18 protein-coding genes are annotated in these 16,796 nt (G+C 69.9%); 7 read left to right on the top strand and 11 right to left on the bottom strand.

Features of this window, described 5'->3' with window-relative positions; genetic code table 11:
• The 3 genes from H4Q84_RS19705 to H4Q84_RS19695 all read right to left on the bottom strand — a co-directional run bounded on the left by H4Q84_RS19705 (position 1) and on the right by H4Q84_RS19695 (position 2,038).
• Positions 1–345 (bottom strand): hypothetical protein, encoded by a 345-nt coding sequence (locus H4Q84_RS19705; protein WP_248580772.1) that lies wholly within the window; start codon positions 343–345, stop codon positions 1–3.
• Positions 342–1,763: a leucyl aminopeptidase family protein gene (locus H4Q84_RS19700; RefSeq protein ID WP_248583690.1), complete on the bottom strand. Its 1,422-nt coding sequence runs from the start codon at positions 1,761–1,763 to the stop codon at positions 342–344. Before H4Q84_RS19700 ends, H4Q84_RS19705 begins: the two co-directional genes overlap by 4 nt.
• A 107-nt stretch (positions 1,764–1,870) precedes the next feature.
• Positions 1,871–2,038, bottom strand: a complete 168-nt coding sequence (locus H4Q84_RS19695; protein ID WP_248580771.1) for a DUF3117 domain-containing protein — start codon at positions 2,036–2,038, stop codon at positions 1,871–1,873.
• A gap of 165 nt (positions 2,039–2,203) precedes the next feature.
• Between H4Q84_RS19695 and H4Q84_RS19690 the strand changes: the two genes are divergently transcribed.
• Together H4Q84_RS19690 and H4Q84_RS19685 are read left to right on the top strand one after the other, a co-directional pair.
• Positions 2,204–2,989, top strand: a complete 786-nt coding sequence (locus H4Q84_RS19690; protein ID WP_248580770.1) for a PaaX family transcriptional regulator C-terminal domain-containing protein — start codon at positions 2,204–2,206, stop codon at positions 2,987–2,989.
• 56 nt (positions 2,990–3,045) lie between these two features.
• Positions 3,046–3,840 carry an enoyl-CoA hydratase-related protein gene (locus H4Q84_RS19685; RefSeq protein WP_248580769.1) on the top strand — a complete coding sequence of 265 codons (795 nt, stop codon included), beginning with the start codon at positions 3,046–3,048 and terminating at the stop codon, positions 3,838–3,840.
• Here H4Q84_RS19685 and H4Q84_RS19680 read toward each other — a convergent pair.
• The 8 genes from H4Q84_RS19680 to ileS are packed head-to-tail and all read right to left on the bottom strand — an operon-like array spanning position 3,837 to position 11,516.
• Entirely contained in the window at positions 3,837–4,595 is a 759-nt protein-coding gene (locus tag H4Q84_RS19680) for a M14 family zinc carboxypeptidase (RefSeq protein WP_248580768.1), read from the bottom strand. The genes H4Q84_RS19685 and H4Q84_RS19680 overlap by 4 nt on opposite strands.
• A 4-nt stretch (positions 4,596–4,599) precedes the next feature.
• Complete coding sequence (locus H4Q84_RS19675; protein WP_248580767.1) at positions 4,600–5,025, bottom strand: hypothetical protein; 426 nt, start codon at positions 5,023–5,025, stop codon at positions 4,600–4,602.
• Between the two features lie 14 nt (positions 5,026–5,039).
• Complete coding sequence (locus H4Q84_RS19670; protein WP_248580766.1) at positions 5,040–5,366, bottom strand: DivIVA domain-containing protein; 327 nt, start codon at positions 5,364–5,366, stop codon at positions 5,040–5,042.
• A gap of 3 nt (positions 5,367–5,369) precedes the next feature.
• Positions 5,370–6,128 (bottom strand): TIGR00730 family Rossman fold protein, encoded by a 759-nt coding sequence (locus H4Q84_RS19665; RefSeq protein ID WP_248580765.1) that lies wholly within the window; start codon positions 6,126–6,128, stop codon positions 5,370–5,372.
• Positions 6,128–7,216, bottom strand: coding sequence for a succinyl-diaminopimelate desuccinylase (gene dapE, locus H4Q84_RS19660; protein ID WP_248580764.1), 1,089 nt, complete (start codon positions 7,214–7,216; stop codon positions 6,128–6,130). Before dapE ends, H4Q84_RS19665 begins: the two co-directional genes overlap by 1 nt.
• A gap of 43 nt (positions 7,217–7,259) precedes the next feature.
• Positions 7,260–7,652: a TetR-like C-terminal domain-containing protein gene (locus H4Q84_RS19655; protein ID WP_282580360.1), complete on the bottom strand. Its 393-nt coding sequence runs from the start codon at positions 7,650–7,652 to the stop codon at positions 7,260–7,262.
• Positions 7,653–7,681: 29 nt separating this feature from the next.
• Positions 7,682–8,281 (bottom strand): TetR/AcrR family transcriptional regulator, encoded by a 600-nt coding sequence (locus tag H4Q84_RS19650; protein ID WP_248580763.1) that lies wholly within the window; start codon positions 8,279–8,281, stop codon positions 7,682–7,684.
• 46 nt (positions 8,282–8,327) lie between these two features.
• Entirely contained in the window at positions 8,328–11,516 is a 3,189-nt protein-coding gene (gene ileS / locus H4Q84_RS19645; RefSeq protein ID WP_248580762.1) for an isoleucine--tRNA ligase, read from the bottom strand.
• Positions 11,517–11,880: 364 nt separating this feature from the next.
• On the opposite strand from ileS, the gene H4Q84_RS19640 reads away from it, so the two are divergent.
• The 5 genes from H4Q84_RS19640 to H4Q84_RS19620 all read left to right on the top strand — a co-directional run bounded on the left by H4Q84_RS19640 (position 11,881) and on the right by H4Q84_RS19620 (position 16,269).
• On the top strand, positions 11,881–12,444 hold the full coding sequence (locus H4Q84_RS19640; protein ID WP_248580761.1) for a DinB family protein: 564 nt from the start codon (positions 11,881–11,883) through the stop codon (positions 12,442–12,444).
• 49 nt (positions 12,445–12,493) lie between these two features.
• Positions 12,494–13,321, top strand: a complete 828-nt coding sequence (locus H4Q84_RS19635; RefSeq protein WP_248580760.1) for a hypothetical protein — start codon at positions 12,494–12,496, stop codon at positions 13,319–13,321.
• A gap of 36 nt (positions 13,322–13,357) precedes the next feature.
• Entirely contained in the window at positions 13,358–14,329 is a 972-nt protein-coding gene (dapD, locus tag H4Q84_RS19630; protein WP_248580759.1) for a 2,3,4,5-tetrahydropyridine-2,6-dicarboxylate N-succinyltransferase, read from the top strand.
• A gap of 70 nt (positions 14,330–14,399) precedes the next feature.
• Positions 14,400–15,296: a hypothetical protein gene (locus H4Q84_RS19625; protein WP_282580359.1), complete on the top strand. Its 897-nt coding sequence runs from the start codon at positions 14,400–14,402 to the stop codon at positions 15,294–15,296.
• 13 nt (positions 15,297–15,309) lie between these two features.
• Positions 15,310–16,269 (top strand): calcium-binding protein, encoded by a 960-nt coding sequence (locus tag H4Q84_RS19620; RefSeq protein ID WP_248580757.1) that lies wholly within the window; start codon positions 15,310–15,312, stop codon positions 16,267–16,269.
• The last annotated feature ends 527 nt before the right edge of the window (positions 16,270–16,796 follow it).

Below are 16,796 nucleotides of genomic sequence, written 5' to 3'. Positions count from 1 at the left end.
TCAGGCGCCGAAGGACGCCTGGGCGCTGAAGCCGTCCGAGCCCTCGGCGACGGCGACGATGTCGCACGCCTCGATGAGCACGGGTGCCGCGCCGACGATCTTCGAACCCGGCGCGTCGGCGGCCCCGGCGGTGAAGGTCTCCTGGAACGTCGCGCGCGCCTGGTCCGACACGAAGACGTAGCAGCCCTCGAACCAATCCCCCGGCCGCACGCGCCAGGTCTTGTGGTGCAGCCCGGTCATGCCGGTGAATCTGGCGTGCGAGGTCTCCGCGACGTACGACGCGAGCTCGGCCTCGACACCCGCGGACGCATCGGCGAGCGACCAGCGGACGGTCAGACCCTTCACTTGATCCCGGCCAGCGGGTCGTCCTGACCGAGCCAGGTGAGCAGGACGCGGGCGCCGAACCCGGTCGGCCCGGCGGTCCACTCGTACTTCTCGGCCGGGGCGTCGCCCACGGAGGCCACGTCGAGGTGCGCCCACGGCAGTCCGCCGGTGAAGTGCTGGAGGAAGAGTGCCGCAGTAATGGCACCCGGGCCGCCGGGCGCGTTGTCGGCGTCGGCGACCTTGGAACTGAGCAGTTCCTCGTAGTCGGCGGCCAGCGGGAAGCGCCACAAGCGCTCACCCGAGTCATTGCCGGCCGCGTCGATGGACCCGGCGAGTGCCTCGTCGCTGGCGAAGAAGCCGCCGGTGCCCTGGCCCAGCGCGACCTTCATCGCACCGGTCAGGGTGGCGATGTCGACGAGTACGTCGGGGTCGAGCTTGTCGACGGCGTACGCGAGTGCGTCGGCCATGACCAGACGGCCCTCGGCGTCGGTGTTCGTGACCTCGCTGGTGCGACCGCCGTAGTGCCTGATGACGTCGCCGGGGCGCATGGCGTTGCCGGAGACGGCGTTCTCTGCGGCGGCGATCAGCCCGGTGACGCGCAGCGGGCAACCGACAGCGGCCAGTGCAGCCATCGTGGCCAGCACGACGGCACCACCGGTCATGTCGCGCTTCATCGCGACCATGCCCTCGGCGGGCTTGATGTCGAGGCCACCGGTGTCGAACGTGATGCCCTTGCCGACCAGCACGACGTGGCGGGCCTTGCGGCCGCCCTTGGCCGGCGTGTAGTCGAGCCGGATCAGCCGCGGCGGGGTGGCCGACGCCTGACCGACGCCGAGGATGCCGCCGAAGCCGTCGGTGGCCAGCCGCTTCTCGTCCCAGACCTCGACCTCGAGACCCGCCACCCGGGCGATCTCGACAGCCTGTTCGGCGAGCCAGGGCGGGTTCTTGAGGTTGGCGGGCACGGTCGCGAGCATCCGCGCGCGCCAGCCGGCGCCGCCGATGGCGATCGCGCGCTCGAGGCCCGGGCCGACGGCGGCGTCGTCGTGGCCGGCGAGCGCGATGCGCGCCACCGGTGCCTCCTTGGGGCCCTGCGAGCGCCAGTGGAACCCGAAGGAACCCAGCATGGCCCCGACCACGAACGCCTCGAGCCCGCCCTCGGGCGCGATCGTGGCGATGGTGGTGGCCACACTGGCTCGGTCCTTGGTGGCACGCGCGAGCGTGGCACCGGCCCGCCGGAAGTCGTCCCGCGTCTGCGCACCCACACCCACGAGCAGCACCAGGCGTACGTCGTCGGCGACGACGGGGACCGACGTGACCTCACCGGTCCTGCCGGTGGCACGGGCCCCGTCGAGCGCCGCCAGCAGGTCGATGCCGAGCGTCTCCGCGGCCTCGTCGGCACCCGGCCCGAGCAGGACGGTGTCGTTGTCACCCGGCAGCACCGGGAACGCCCAGACCTCGACTCCGCCGATCTCGTGCGGAGCCAGCGGGCTGATGGCGAACTCAGGCGGCGAAACCTGGGGCGGCAGTGTGGGGGTCGATGTCACGATCAGCCGACGACGGCCCTGAGTGCGTCAGCGAGCGCCCCGGCCTCTTCGGCATTGAGCTCGACCACGAGGCGGCCACCACCTTCGAGCGGAACGCGCATCACGATGCCGCGCCCCTCTTTGGTGACCTCCAGCGGTCCGTCGCCCGTCCTCGGCTTCATGGCCGCCATCTGCGCACCTCTTCCTTCGTCGCAGCCCAGGCTGCAGTCGTGCTACTGCCGAATGGCACGTCGGAGTGGAAGGGCTCCACTCCGACGACGTGTCGCCGTCATTATTCCTCATCCAGGAAGTGACCGGGACCACAGGTATCCGCGACGGGCTGGCAGACTCCTCGCATGCACGCCAGGTCAGCGCTCTTCGACGTCTACGGCGACGTGCTGTCCCAGCGCGACAATCGCTCTTCGGTCGCAGGGCTGGTGCGGCTGCTGGCGCCCACCGGCATCGCCGCGCCCGCGGTGCGTACGGCGATCTCCCGGATGGTCAGCCAGGGCTGGCTGGAGCCGGTGACGGTCTCGGGTGCGCGTGGCTACGCCGCCACGGGGCAGGCCATCCGGCGCCTCGACGCAGCGCGCGAGCGCATCTACCGCCCTTCCTCCCGCGCGTGGGACCACACCTGGCAGCTCGTCTTCGTCAGCACCCCGATCAACAGGTCGGCCAGGACCCGGGTGCAGCGCGAGCTCTCGTTCCTCGGCTATGCCGAGATGGCCGACCTGGTCTGGGTCAGTCCGTTCGTACGTCGCGAGCTCCACGCCGCACTCGACCGAGCGGGTGCCCGGGCGATTACCGCCGAGGCCCGCGACTTCTCCCCGGCCCACGGACCCGCAGCAGCGTGGGACCTCGGGCATCTCGCCACGGCGTACTCCACGTGGCACGCGAGTGCGGCAGCCGAGATCGAACGGCACCTGGCGGGCCACGACGACCCCGACGAGGCGGCGTTCGCGGCGCGCTTCCACCTCGTGCACGAGTGGCGCAAGTTCCTGTTCGAGGATCCGGACCTGCCCGACGAGCTGCTCCCCCCCGACTGGCCGGGCCGAGCCGCCTCGGCGTTCTTCACCGAGGCCGCCAACCGCCTGCATGCCGGCTCAGAGCGGTTCGTCGCTCGCACGCTGTCCGGCCACTGAGCGACGGCGCGGGCTGTGGGGATCCCCGGCTGACCGAGTGCGGCAGACTGGCGGACATGACCGCTGACCCCGTGCTCGTCGACGTCACTGACGGCGTCGCCACCATCACCCTCAACCGGCCCGACGCGATGAACAGCCTCGACATCGCGACCAAGGTGGCGCTTCGTGACGCCGTACACGCGGTCGCCAACGACGACGCGGTGCGCTGCGTGGTGCTCACCGGCACCGGTCGCGCGTTCTGCGTGGGCCAAGACCTCAAGGAGCACATCACGATCCTGCAGAGCCGGTCGAGCGACGTGCTGTTCTCGACGGTCGACGAGCACTACAACCCGATCGTCACCGCGCTCGCGACGATGCAGAAGCCGGTGATCGCTGCCGTCAACGGCGTCGCGGCAGGCGCCGGCGCGAGCCTGGCGCTGGCCTGCGACCTGCGCATCCTGGCCGACACCGCCGGGTTCAACTTCGCGTTCGCCGGGGTCGCGCTGTCGTGCGACACGGGGTCGAGCTGGACGCTCCCCCGCCTCGTGGGCCGCGAGAAGGCGCTCGAGCTCCTCTACTTCCCCTCGACGGTCGACGCCGAGGAGGCCCGGCGCATCGGGCTGGCCAGCCGCGTCGTACCTGCAGCCGACCTGGCCGCCACGACAACCGAGCTGGCCGGTCGACTCGCCGCAGGTCCTACCGTCGCCTACGCGTCGATCCGCTCGTCGGTCGCCTACTCCGCCGAGCACTCCTTCACCGAGTCGCTCGCCTTCGAGGGCAAGATGATGACGCGCACCGGCGCGACGCACGACCACTCAGCCGCGGTCGAGTCGTTCGTGGTGAAGCAGAAGCCGGTGTTCGAGGGCCGCTAGAGCCCGGCAGGCGGGCGCTTGCTCCGCCGCGCATCGAGTACGTCGAGCACCTGACGCGGCGCGTCGACGCGCAGCCGGTGGCGGCCGGGGCGGGCGGCGTACTCGACGGTCAGGGCAGAGCCACCGAACGTCGCGTTGAACCACATGGTCATGGTGCCGTGGCACAGGCCGCCGCAGTTGAGCCGCGTCGACGGCAGCTTCAGCTTGCGGGCGAGGCGACGCGCGAAGCCGGCGTCCTTGGTGTCGGTGTCCACCCCGTTGAGCGGCTGGTGGAAGCTGATCACCCGGCGCGGCGCGATCTCGGTCAGGAACGCCATCATCGCCCGTGTCTCGGGCTCGGAGCCCGGCCGCGGACCCGACTCGTAGTTGCCCTCGAGATCCGCCCAGCGGTAGGGGTAGTTGCGGTTGAGGTCGATGCCGTGCGCGTTGCGGCGGGTGCCCCGGGCGACCCCGTCGGGGTTGTACGTCGGCACCACCCACAGGTCGATGCCCCGGACGTAGCGGCGGCCGTCACGCAGTGTCGTGAGGATCTGCGTCGTCGCGTGCTCGGTGCCGTGCATGCTCGAGATGAGCACGATGCGGGGCTTGCCGGGCTCGCCCAGGTGCCAGGCCACGATCGGGCGGCCCTGCACCGAATGACCGATGACGCGGCGCTCGATCACTGCCGGCTTGCCATCGGCCTCAGATGCGTGCGCCGCGGGCACGACGGTGAGCGTGACGACCAGGCCGCACAGGACGGCCAGCAGGCGGCGCACGGGATCAGACCGCCGAGGTGAGGTAGCCCCAGGTGAACACGAGCACCCCGACGACCATGCCGACGTGGGCGAGCACGGAGAGTCCGGGCCCTTCGCTCCACGTGTCTTCGGAGGCCTCGACAGAGTGCCTCCCGCGCGACGGCAACCAGCGCAGCAGCACGAGAAGCCCGGCGACCGCGACGACCCACCACAGCGCCAGCGCGACGATACCCACGACCGGGTCACCCGGCACGGAGTCCTCGGGGAAGGCCAAGAAGAGCACCCACAGGACCAGAGCCAGCACGCCCGCGACCGTGTGCACGTTGAGGACCGGGTTGCTGACGCGGTACTGCCCCGCGCCGCCCTCGTCACGGCTCAGCCGCAGCCGGGTGAGCACGACGACAACGCCGGCCAGGGCGGTCAGGATGTAGATGATGACTTCGGTGGACACGGGGGCAGTGTGCCTCAGTCGGACGCGGCACCGCCACGTTCGTCGCTGTCTGCCACCGTGTCCTCACGCGACTCGTCCTGGACGTCATCGGTTTCGGCCCGCGCCGCGTCGAGCTGCTCGGCCAGCCGCGACAGCAGGGTGTCGACCTCAGACATCCGATAGCCGCGTACGCCAAGAGAGAAGCGCACCCGGCGGAGGTCGTCGCCCGCGAGCTCACCGGCGGGTACGCGCGCGTCGGGGCGGTCGTCGTACGCCTCGGGCATCGTGCCGATGCGACCGGCAGCCGCGACGGCGACGCCGCCCATCGCCAGCACGATCAGGATCGCGAACAGCCAGGTCACGGGCTACTCCGATCGCTCGGCGTGCGGGGTCGGGTGGGCGCCCTGGCGGGCGCGCACCATCAGCTCGACCGCCAGGTCGACGTCGTCGGTGAGGGTGATCATGTCGAGGTCGGCGTCGTTGATCTTGCCCTCGGCCAGCACGGTGTCGCGCAGCCAGGCAAAAAGCCCTGACCAGTAGTCGACACCCAGCAGCACCACCGGGAACGACGTGACCTTCTGGGTCTGCACGAGCGTCAGCGCCTCGAAGAGCTCGTCGAAGGTGCCCAGCCCGCCGGGGAGTACGACGAAGCCCTGCGCGTACTTCACGAACATCGTCTTGCGGGCGAAGAAGTAGCGGAAGTTGATGCCCTTGTCGACCCACTGGTTGAGCCCGGCCTCGAAGGGCAGCTCGATGCCGAGACCGACGCTCACGCCGCCGGACTCGCTGGCGCCCTTGTTGGCCGCCTCCATGGTGCCGGGACCGCCACCGGTGATGACCGCGAACCCGGCCTCGGCCAGTTTGCGGCCGATCTCCTCGGCGACGGCGTAGTCGGCATGCTCGGGCTTCGTGCGCGCCGAGCCGAAGACCCCGATCGCGGGCCCGAGCTCGGCCAGCGCACCGAAGCCCTCCACGAACTCGGCCTGGATGCGCAGCACGCGCCACGGGTCGGTGTGCACCCAGTCGCTGGCCCCGCGCGAGTCGAGCAGCCGCTGGTCGGTGGTGCCGGTGTCGACCTGGCCGCGGCGCATCACCACGGGGCCTCTGTGCTTGTCGATTGCCATCAGTTGTCCCCCGTGTCGTCGGTGAGCCAGGCCCGCAGCTGCTCCTCGCAGCGCACGATATGCGCAGTGGGCACGTGCTCGTCCTGCTTGTGCGCGAACGCCGGGTCGCCCGGTCCGAAGTTGACCGCAGGCACCCCCAGACTGCTGAAGCGGGCCACGTCGGTCCACCCGAACTTCGGATTGACCTCGCCGCCGACGGCCTCGATGAACGCCTTGGCGGCGGGTACGTCGAGCCCGGGCAGCGCCCCCGGTGCGATGTCGGTGATCTCGACGTCGTACCCGTCGAAGAACTCGCGCACGAAAGCCGTCGCGTCGTCGCCCGAACGGTCGGGAGCGAAGCGGAAGTTGACCTCGACCACGCACTCGTCGGGCAGCACGTTGCCGGCCACTCCCCCACGGATGAACACCGCGTTGAGGCCTTCGTGGTACTCCAGCCCGTCGATCACCGGCGTGCGCGCCTCGTAGGCATTGAGCCGCGCGAGCACGTCGCCGGCGCCATGGATCGCGTTGACCCCGCGCCAGCTGCGCGCCGAGTGCGCACGTTCGCCGTACGTCTTCACGTCGACGCGCATCGTGCCCTGGCAGCCTGCCTCGACGATGGCGTTGCTGGGCTCCATCAGGATCGCGAAGTCGGCCGTCATCAGCTCGGGGTTGCTCTGGCTGAGCAGGTAGAGCCCGTTGAACTCGGTGTCGATCTCCTCGGCCTCGTAGAGGATGAACGTGACGTCGCGGTTGGGCGCCGGCACCGTCGCGGCGATGCGCAGCATGACGGCGTCGCCGCCCTTCATGTCGCAGGTGCCGAGCCCGTGCAGGATCTCGCCGTCGGGCGTGCTCTCGCGGCGCGCGGGCAGGTTGTCGTTGAGGGGCACCGTGTCGAGGTGCCCGGCGATCACGACACGCTCGGCGTGACCCAGGTCGGTGCGCGCGACCACGGTGTTGCCGTGCCGGGACACCTTGAGGTGGCCGAGGGTGCGGAGTGCCTCCTCGACGGCGTCGGCGATGGTCTGCTCGTCGCGGCTGACCGACTCGATGTTGACGAGCTGCTCGGTCAGGGTCACCGCATCTGCGGTCAGGTCCAGGGGCGACATGGCCCCATCCAACCAGCCGCCCCACCGTGGGCGACCCGGCGAGTCACGCACCGAGCGCGTCGGCCTCGCGCGCGACCAGGGCATCAAAGAGCGAATCGGCGGGCTCGAAGCCCCCCACGAAATGCCCGTTGAGCTCGAGCGTGAGCAGACCGATGACGCGAGCGAACGCGCCCAGGAGCAGGAGCATCACCTCCGGCAACACGTCCAGCTCCAGAGCGCCGCGGGTGGACACCAGCTGGCGCGCCAGGACCCGCCCGACGTGCACGGCGTCCGGTGCGGGCCTCGCCTCGACCACCGGCATACAGAAGGCCCGGACCACGCGACCGGCCGCCCCGATGGTGTCGGGTGGTGCCTGGTAGCCCGGGATGGCCGAACCGTAGATCAGGGCGAACCTGTGCGGCTGCGTCAGCGCCCACTCGCGGACCGCGTGGCAGATGTCGACCCAGCGTCGCCGGGGCGCCTTGGTCAGCCCATCGGGCGGGCTGCGGCAACGATGGACTCGAAGGCCGCCGTCGTGCGTTCGAGCGCGAGCGGGTCGCGCATCAACCGGGTGGCGTGGTGGTGCGCGAGCTTGATGCCGTGCACCTCGAACGCGAACTGCGCCGTGTCGAGGTCGGAGCGGAACTCCCCCGTGGCGACGGCGGACGCGGCCGTGCTGCCCAACAGCTCGAGCCAGTCGCGCTCGTTGTCGACCAAGGCGTCGCGCACGACGCCCGGACGGTCAGTGAGCTCGGCGGCCAGCGTCACAAAGATGCAGCCGCCTGCAAAGGCCGTCTGCTCCCACACCAGCCAGCCCTCGAAAAGCTTGCGCACCCTGGGCTCGCCCCGGGGGACGCCGAGGGCCGGGCGCACCACCGAGTCGACGAACAGCTTGCGCGCCCGCGTCAGGGCCTGCAGCTGCAGCTGTTCCTTGGACTTGAAGTGGGCGAAGAGACCGCTCTTGCTCATCCCCGTCACGCTGGCGAGACCGCCGATGCTCAGCGAGCTGATGCCAACCTGGGACGCCATCTGAAGTGCCTCGTCGACGATGGCCGCCCGCGTCGCCTCACCCTTCGTCGTCACCACAGATCCGAGACTAGCACGATCGTTCTTTTTTAGGGCCGTTCCGTGATCAGATCCTCGCGAGCGTGATCTCCAGTGGCTCGGTGCCGGACTCGACGACGTCGTACGACGCCGCCAGGGTCTCACCGGCCACCAGGTCGGCATGCGTCGTCACGGCAGCAACCACCTCCGCGCTGCCCCCGATGGTGAGGGCGATGCGGTCGGAGACGTCGAGACCGGCGTCCTTCCGGGCCTGCTGCACGGCGCGTACGACGTCGCGCGCGAGTCCCTCCGCGGCCAGCTCGGGAGTGACGTCGGTGTCGAGCACGACGAAGCCTCCGCGCGGCAGCATCCCGGTCGCGGTGCCGTCGGCGTCGCCGGCGACGGTCTCGAGGGTGAACTCGCCCTCGACGAGCGCCAGGCCACCGGCAGTGACGGTGCCGTCGTCGGCCACCGACCAGTCGCCGCTCTTGGAGCCCTTGATCGCCAGCTGGACGTCCTTGCCCAGTCGCGGGCCGGCAGCCCGGGCGTGCACGACGAGCCGCTGCTCCACGGCGTACGACGCGGCCTCGGTCGACTCGGCGTCTACCAGCCGAACGGCCTTGAGGTTCAGTTCTTCGGCGACGAGCCCCTCGAAACCGGCCAGGGTGGCGCCCGGCGCCACGACGGTCAGCGAAGAGAGCGGCAGGCGGTTGCGCAGCCCGGCGCTCTTGCGCAGCGCCGAGCCGGCGGAGCAGACGTCGCGCACGAGGTCCATCGCGGCGACCAGGTCGGCGTCCTCGGGCAGCTCGTCGGCCGCGGGCCAGTCGGCCAGGTGCACCGACCGCTCGCCGGTCAGGCCGCGCCAGATCTCCTCCGTGGTCAGCGGCAGCAGCGGTGCCGCCACCCGGCAGACGGTCTCGAGCACGGTGTGGAGCGTGTCGAACGCACCTTCGTCGACGACCCCGTCGGTGGCCCAGAAACGCGAGCGCGACCGGCGGATGTACCAGTTGCTCAGCACGTCGAGGAACGACCGCATGCTGTCGCACACACCCGCGATGTCGAGGGCATCGTGCTGGGCGGTCGTCTGCTCGACGTACTGCCGCGTCTTGGCCAGCAGGTAGCGGTCGAGCGGGTCGGTCGAGGTTGTCGATCGCTTGGCGGTGTAGCCCGCGGCGTTGGCGTAGAGGCTGAAGAAGTACCAGCTGTTCCAGAGCGGGATCATCACCTGGCGCACCGAGTCGCGGATGCCCTGTTCGGTGACGACGAGGTTGCCGCCGCGCAGGATCGGCGACGACATCAGGAACCAGCGCATCGCGTCGGCGCCGTCGCGGTCGAAGACCTCGTTGACGTCGGGGTAGTTGCGCAGCGACTTGCTCATCTTGTTGCCGTCGGAGCCGAGCACGATGCCGTGGCAGATGCACGAGCGGAACGCCGGCCGGTCGAACAGCGCGGTCGCCAGGATGTGCAGCGTGTAGAACCAGCCGCGCGTCTGGCCGACGTACTCGACGATGAAGTCGCCCGGGAAATGGTGCTCGAACCACTCCTCGTTCTCGAACGGGTAGTGCACCTGGGCGAAGCTCATCGAGCCGGAGTCGAACCACACGTCGAGCACGTCGGCGACGCGGCGCATCGTCGACTTCCCGGTCGGGTCGTCTGGATTGGGCCGGGTGAGGTCGTCGACGTACGGCCGGTGCAGGTCGGGCTCGCCGTTGTTCAATGGCAACCGACCGAAGTCGCGCTCGATCTCCTCGAAGGATCCGTAGACGTCGATGCGCGGGTAGGTCTCGTCGTCGGACTTCCACACCGGCACTGGGGAGCCCCAGAAGCGGTTGCGCGTGATCGACCAGTCGCGGGCGTTGGCCAGCCACTTGCCGAACTGGCCGTCCTGGATGTGGCCGGGCACCCACTCGATGTCCTTGTTGAGCTCGAGCATCCGCTCCTTGAACTTCGTCACCTCGACGAACCACGACGAGACACCCTTGTAGATCAGGGGCTCGCGACAGCGCCAGCAGTGCGGGTAGGAGTGGTCGTAGGTCTCCCGGCGCAGCAGGACGGTGCCAGGAGTGACGCTCGCGCTGACCGCCTTGAGGTCGTCGATGATGTGCAGGTTCGCGTCGAAGACCAGCATGCCTTCGTACTCGCTGACCGGGAAGGTGAAGCGGCCGTCCTTGCCCACGGGCATGACCGGCTCGATGCCCTCGCGGTCGGTGACGATCTTGTCGTCCTCACCGAAGGCGCCGGCCGAGTGCACGAGCCCGGTGCCGTCGGTGGTCGTGACGAAGTCGGCCTCGACCACGCGGAAGGCGTTCTCGTGGCCGAGGTAGTAGCCGAACGGCGGCGTGTAGGTGCGCCCCATCAGGTCGGAGCCCTTGAGCCGCTCGACGACCTGGCTCTCGATCGAGTCGCTGCCCTCGTCGAGCAGCTCACGGGAGTACGCCGCGAGCCGCTCCGCGCCGACGACGTACCGCTCCTTCGCGCCGGTGAACGACGACTCGACCACCAGGTAGTCGAGGTCGGGGCCGACCATGATCGCGAGGTTGGAGGGCAGGGTCCACGGCGTCGTCGTCCAGACGAGCGCCAGCTCGCCGGTCTCGAGACGCAGGCCCACGGTGACGGCCGGGTCCTGGCGATTCTTGTAGACGTCGTCGTCCATCCGCAGCTCGTGGTTGGACAGCGGCGTCTCGTCGTTCCAGCAGTAGGGCAGCACCCGGAAGCCCTCGTAGACGAGGCCCTTCTCGTGCAGCTGCTTGAACGCCCACATCACCGACTCCATGTAGTCGGGACTGAGCGTCTTGTAGTCGTTCTCGAAGTCGACCCAGCGGGCTTGGCGGGTGACGTACTCGACCCAGTCGGAGGTGTACTTGAAGACCGACTCGCGGCAGGCGGCGTTGAACTTCTCGACGCCCAGTTCGTGGATCTCGTCGGTCGTCTTGAGGCCCAGCTGGCGCATCGCCTCGAGCTCGGCGGGCAGGCCGTGGGTGTCCCAGCCGAAACGCCGCTCGACGCGCTTGCCGCGCATCGTCTGGTAGCGCGGCACGACGTCCTTGACGTAACCGGTGAGCAGGTGGCCGTAGTGCGGCAGTCCGTTGGCGAACGGCGGGCCGTCGTAGAAGACGAACTCGTTATCACCGTCGGTGCCGCCGTCGCGCTGGTCGATGGAGGCCTGGAACGTGCCGTCGCCCTTCCAGTAGGCGAGCACGCCTTCCTCGATCGTCGGGAACGACGGCGCGCTCGGCACCCGGGTCGCGTCGGTGTGGGAGACCTTGGGGTAGGTCATGTGAGGCTCCTGCGGTCGTCGTACGTCGTGGGCTCCTGCTCCACGAGGACGACATGACTGCCGCGGTACCACCTCGCTTGCCACCCGGAGGTGACCGCTTCATCAGGGCTGTGACGGGCCTACCCGTCCGGGTCTACTGGGGTCTTCTCGACCTGTTCTTCCGGAGGCTCACCGCTGATGACGGCTCGAACGCCTGTGCCGCCAGTCTAGGGCGGGGCCCGTGAAGGAGCCAATCACTTCGGCGATGGGTGAGGCAGACGCTCGCGCATGACCGACAAGACCGCCAGGAAGGTCTCGCTGGTCCCGGCGCCGCCCTGAGCCAAACCAAGATGCGGATCCCGAGGGCTTTTGCCAGACTCGCGCCATGACCGACAACGCGCAGGCCGCCCGCAAGCACCCCGACATGTGGGTCGACCCCGAGGACGACCCGCGTGAGACCGATGCCGGGGCCAGCGGCGAGAAGGCCGTGCTGCTGGAGTACCTCGACCGCTACCGGATGACGTTCGAGATGAAGTGCGAGGGTCTCGACGCCGAGCAGCTGGCGCGGCGTTCGGTGCCGCCCTCGACGATGTCGCTGCTCGGCCTGGTCCGTCACCTGGCCAAGGTGGAGCACTCCTGGTCGCGCCGGGTGTTCGAGGGGCAGGTCGAACTGCCGCGCCTCTACCGCACCGACGAGGACCCGGACCTCGACTTCAACGGCGCGGTCGCCGACGACGCGGTCATCGCCGACGCATGGGAGTCGTGGCGGCACGAGGTTGCGCATGCCCGTGAGGTCGAGGCCACCCTCGACCCCGACGCCACGACGTACGTCCACGGCGAGCCGGCCGCGGTGCGCGACATCCTGGTGCACCTGGTCGAGGAGTACGCCCGGCACGTCGGGCACGCCGACCTGCTGCGCGAGTGCATCGACGGGCGCACCGGCCAGTAGCCCGTGCCGTCGGGGTTTGGATCCCCCTCACCGGGACATGCTGTACCGAGTGACCATCCCCAGAACCCTCCTGCCGGCACTCGCCTGCCTCCTCCTCGCGCTCACGTGTGCGCCCGCCAGTGCCACCGACGAACCGTCCGTGGCCGGGCTGCCGGCGCTGGCCGCGAGTCCCAAGCTGAAGGTGAGGGTGCCCACCACGTCGATCGAGTCGACTCCCGGCACGTGGGTGACTCTCAAGGTGACGGTCCGCAACACCACGGTTACGGCGATCCGCAAGGTCGCCGTACGCACCGGTGCCTCGCCGGGGGTGTCGGTGGCGGCGGCCAAGATCAAGATCGGCAGCATCGCTCCCCGCGCGACGAAGACCGCGAAGGTCCGGGTCCGGATCGACACCGCTGCGTCTGCCGTCGTCTCGATCAGAGCCTCGTCGAAGAAGGACACGACCCTGCCGAAGAAGGTTGCGCTCACGTCCACGTCACCGCCCCCTCCGGGCGTCGAGGCGGCCTGGCGTGGCAACTTCACCGGCCCCACCGACGCCGGCATCGGCTTCACCCTGAGCGGCGACCGCAACACCATCACCGGCTGGTCCGGCCCCCGGGTCTACGGCTCCTGCTCCGACCAGGGCAGTGGCTTTGCGTGGTACCCCGACACCAGCTTCGACAGCATCCCGGTCGACGCCGCCGGCACCTTCGTCGGCACCAGCTCGTACGTCGACGCCGGAGGCTTCGACCACACGGTGCGCCTGAGCGGCACCATCTCCGGCACCACGGTGGTCGCGGGCTCCCTGACGCACACCGCCACGTGGGTGCACGACGGCACCACGGCGACCTGCACCATCTCCGACGCGCAGCAGACCTGGACAGCCACGCAGGGCTGACGCAGGGCCTTCGGCACCGCTCCGTAGGCTGGTCGTGTGACGACAGCATCAGAGACGACTCCGCAGACCCGGGCCTGGGGGTTCGGACTGGCGACAGTGGTGACCTCCGGGGCCTCCGAAGGCGCCGTACTCGACACCTGGTTCCCGGCGCCCGCGCTCGGCGACGCCGGTGACGCGAACGCCCCGGTCGCGCTGGAAAAGGCCGCCGGCGAGTTCCCGGAGCGCCGGGTGCGCACCGAGGTCGTGAAGGTCGAAATCGACCTGGCCGAGGCTCCGAAGGACGCCAGCGACGCCTACCTGCGGCTGCACCTGCTCTCGCACCGCCTCGTGCGCCCGCACGGCCTCAACCTCGACGGCCTGTTCGGCACGCTGGCCAACGTCGTGTGGACCAACCGGGGCCCGGCCCCCGTCGACGGCTTCGAGGAGATCCGGCTCGCCCTGCGCGCCGACGGCCCGGTGCAGGTCTTCGGCGTCGACAAGTTCCCGCGGATGACCGACTACGTCGTGCCGACCGGCGTCCGCATCGCCGACGCAGACAGGGTGCGGCTCGGTGCCCACCTGGCCGAGGGCACGACCGTCATGCACGAGGGGTTCGTGAACTTCAACGCCGGCACGCTCGGCGAGTCGATGGTCGAGGGCCGCATCGTCGCCGGCGTGGTGGTCGGCAACGGCTCCGACATCGGCGGGGGCTCCTCGATCATGGGCACCCTGTCCGGCGGCGGGAAGCACGTCATCTCCATCGGCGAGCGATGCCTCCTCGGCGCCAACGCCGGCATCGGCATCGCCCTGGGCGACGACTGCGTGGTCGAGGCCGGCCTCTACGTCACCGCGGGAACCAAGGTGACAATCCGCGACATCGACAACAAGCCGAAGGTCGTCAAGGCCCTCGAGCTCTCGGGCGCGAGCAACGTGCTCTTCCGGCGCAACTCCGTGACCGGCACCATCGAGGCCGTGGCGTGGCACCGCGAGGGCATCATCCTCAACGCAGCGCTGCACGCCAACGACTGACATGCCCCGGGTGGCTCGCTGGGCCGTGCTCGGCCTGGCGGTCGTCGTCGTCGTGACCGCCGTCGGAGTCCTGGTCAACCGTGGCGTCGAGCTGATCCCGACCAGCGAGAGCTGTACGGCGAGCGTGCAGGGCCGCACCGTCGAGATCAGCCTCGAGCAGGCCGAGAACGCGGCCCTGATCACGGCCATCTCGGTGCAGCGGGGCATGCCGGCCCGCGCGGCCACCATCGCCCTCGCCACGGCGTACCAGGAGTCGAAGCTGCTGAACATCGAGCACGGCGACCGCGACTCGCTGGGGCTCTTCCAGCAGCGACCCTCGCAGGGCTGGGGCACCGAGGAGCAGATCCTCAACCCCTACTACTCCATCAACGCGTTCTACGACGGCCTCATCGGCATCGACGGCTACGACTCGATGCGGATCACCGAGGCGGCGCAGGCCGTGCAGCGCTCCGGCTTCCCCGAGGCGTACGCCGACCACGAGGCCGACGCCCGGGTGCTCGCCTCCGCGCTGACCGGCAACTCGCCGCGCGCCTTGAGCTGCGTCATCGACGAGCCCGACGAGGCCGCCTCGTCACGCCTGAGCGACGAGGGGCTGACCCGTCGGGCCGCGAACGTGCGCAAGGACATCGTGGCGGCCTTCGGCGAGCAGTCGATGGGCGGCTTCGAGCCCGGCGGGGTCACCTCGGGCCACATGGTCGGCTCGGCGCACTACGAGGGCCGGGCGATCGACGTCTTCGTGCGGCCGATCAACGCCGACAACCGCAAGCGAGGCTGGGCGATGGCGTCCTACCTGATGGCCCAGGCATCGCGGCTGGACATCAACACCCTGATCTTCGACGACCGCATCTGGCACGCTGGATCACGTTCGGACGACGGGTGGACCGATTACGACGTGCCGACATCGTCCCGCGGAGACCGTAAGATCCTTGAGCACAGGGACCACGTACACGTCGACGTACACGACTAGCACGGGGATTGACATGAACAAGCGCAGCAGCAGGATCTGGCTGGCAGGCATCGTCGCGGCCATCAGCTTCTCCGCACTGGCGGCCTGCGGCAGCGATGACGCCGACGATGCTGCCGACCCCGTCGAGAGCGGCAGCGCGACCACGACGCCCACCGTCGACACCACCGCCGCGCTCGCCGCGACCACGTCGGCCGAGGCGTGCGCGTCGCCCACCGTCACCGGCACCGACGGTGACGACGCCGACCTCAGCGGCACCGACGGCAACGACGTCATCGACGGCGGTGCGGGCAACGACGTGATCGACGCCGGCGCCGGCAACGACGTGATCTGTGGCGGCGAGGGCGAAGACCTGTTGCGCGGTGGCGACGGCGACGACGTGCTCTACGGCGGCGCCGAGAGCGACGTGATCGCGGGCGACGCCGGCAACGACCGACTCATCGGCGGCGCCAACCTGATCCGCAGCGGCTTCGAGGTGCCTGACGTCCTGCTCGGCGGCGAGGGCGACGACACGCTCGAAGGTGCCGGCGACGGCGCCGAGCCGACCGGTGCCCCCGACATCGCCAGCTTCGTGACTGCCAAGGCCGGCGTCTCGATCGACCTGGCCTCGCTCAGCGTCACGGGTGACGGCAACGACACCCTGGTAGCCGGCCGCTGGATCGTGCGCGGCACCAAGTACGACGACACGATCAGCGGCAGCGCAGGCAACGACGTGGTCTTCGGCTTCGCTGGCAACGACACCATCAGCACCCTCGGCGGCGACGACATCGTCAACGACGACGCCGACCCCGAGGCCGAGGCGAGCGACGCGACGCCGGGCAACGACACCATCGATGTCGGTCCGGGCAACGACCGGGTGACCTCTATCGGCGGCAACGACACCCTCGAGGGCGGCGCCGGCACCGACGAGCTCAAGGGCAAGGCGGCCAAGGGTGGCTGTGCCGGGTTCGAGAAGGGCCCGGCGGTCTGCCGCTAGGGCGTGACGTCGAGGGGGGCGACGTCGAGCACGATGAGCTTGCCGGAGCAGACACTGGTGCGCAGTCCCATCCTGGCGTCCTGGCGCAGGTCGCAGGACTTCGACGTCGCCGCCGACCGGATCGATATGTCCTACGAGCCGAACATCGAGTTGGACACGCCGCTGGCCAGGACCGCGAACCAAGTGCTGCGCGGGTTGTCCGAACAGCTCAACGGCCAGTCGGTCAGTGTCATCCTGACCGATCCCACCGGGCTGGTGCTGAGCCGAGTGACCGGTGACCGTGACCTCGAGAGGCACCTCGATCGCGTCCTGCTGGCGCCCGGCTTCAGTTATGCCGAGAAGTTCGTGGGCACCAACGGCATCGGCACGGCCCTGGAGGTTGGTGGTCCGGCGCACGTTTTCGGCCACGAGCACTACGCCGAGAACCTGGAGGCGCTGGCCTGTGCCGGTGTGCCCATCCATCACCCGATCACCGGCAGGCTGGTCGGTGCCGTTGACCTGACCTGCTGGCGCAAGGACGCCGGCTC

Source organism: Nocardioides sp. InS609-2, from assembly GCF_023208195.1.
In the GTDB taxonomy this organism is placed as follows: domain Bacteria; phylum Actinomycetota; class Actinomycetes; order Propionibacteriales; family Nocardioidaceae; genus Nocardioides.
This window is presented reverse-complemented; position numbering and strand designations above follow the sequence as displayed.

Bases quoted from the DNA above. Each gene is read 5' to 3' on its own strand.
- H4Q84_RS19695 (WP_248580771.1), bottom strand. From the start codon at position 2,038: ATGGCGGCCATGAAGCCGAGGACGGGCGACGGACCGCTGGAGGTCACC.
- H4Q84_RS19690 (WP_248580770.1), top strand. From the start codon at position 2,204: ATGCACGCCAGGTCAGCGCTCTTCGACGTCTACGGCGACGTGCTGTCC.
- H4Q84_RS19685 (WP_248580769.1), top strand. From the start codon at position 3,046: ATGACCGCTGACCCCGTGCTCGTCGACGTCACTGACGGCGTCGCCACC.
- H4Q84_RS19665 (WP_248580765.1), bottom strand. From the start codon at position 6,128: ATGGCAATCGACAAGCACAGAGGCCCCGTGGTGATGCGCCGCGGCCAG.
- dapE (WP_248580764.1), bottom strand. From the start codon at position 7,216: ATGTCGCCCCTGGACCTGACCGCAGATGCGGTGACCCTGACCGAGCAG.
- ileS (WP_248580762.1), bottom strand. From the start codon at position 11,516: ATGACCTACCCCAAGGTCTCCCACACCGACGCGACCCGGGTGCCGAGC.
- H4Q84_RS19640 (WP_248580761.1), top strand. From the start codon at position 11,881: ATGACCGACAACGCGCAGGCCGCCCGCAAGCACCCCGACATGTGGGTC.
- H4Q84_RS19620 (WP_248580757.1), top strand. From the start codon at position 15,310: ATGAACAAGCGCAGCAGCAGGATCTGGCTGGCAGGCATCGTCGCGGCC.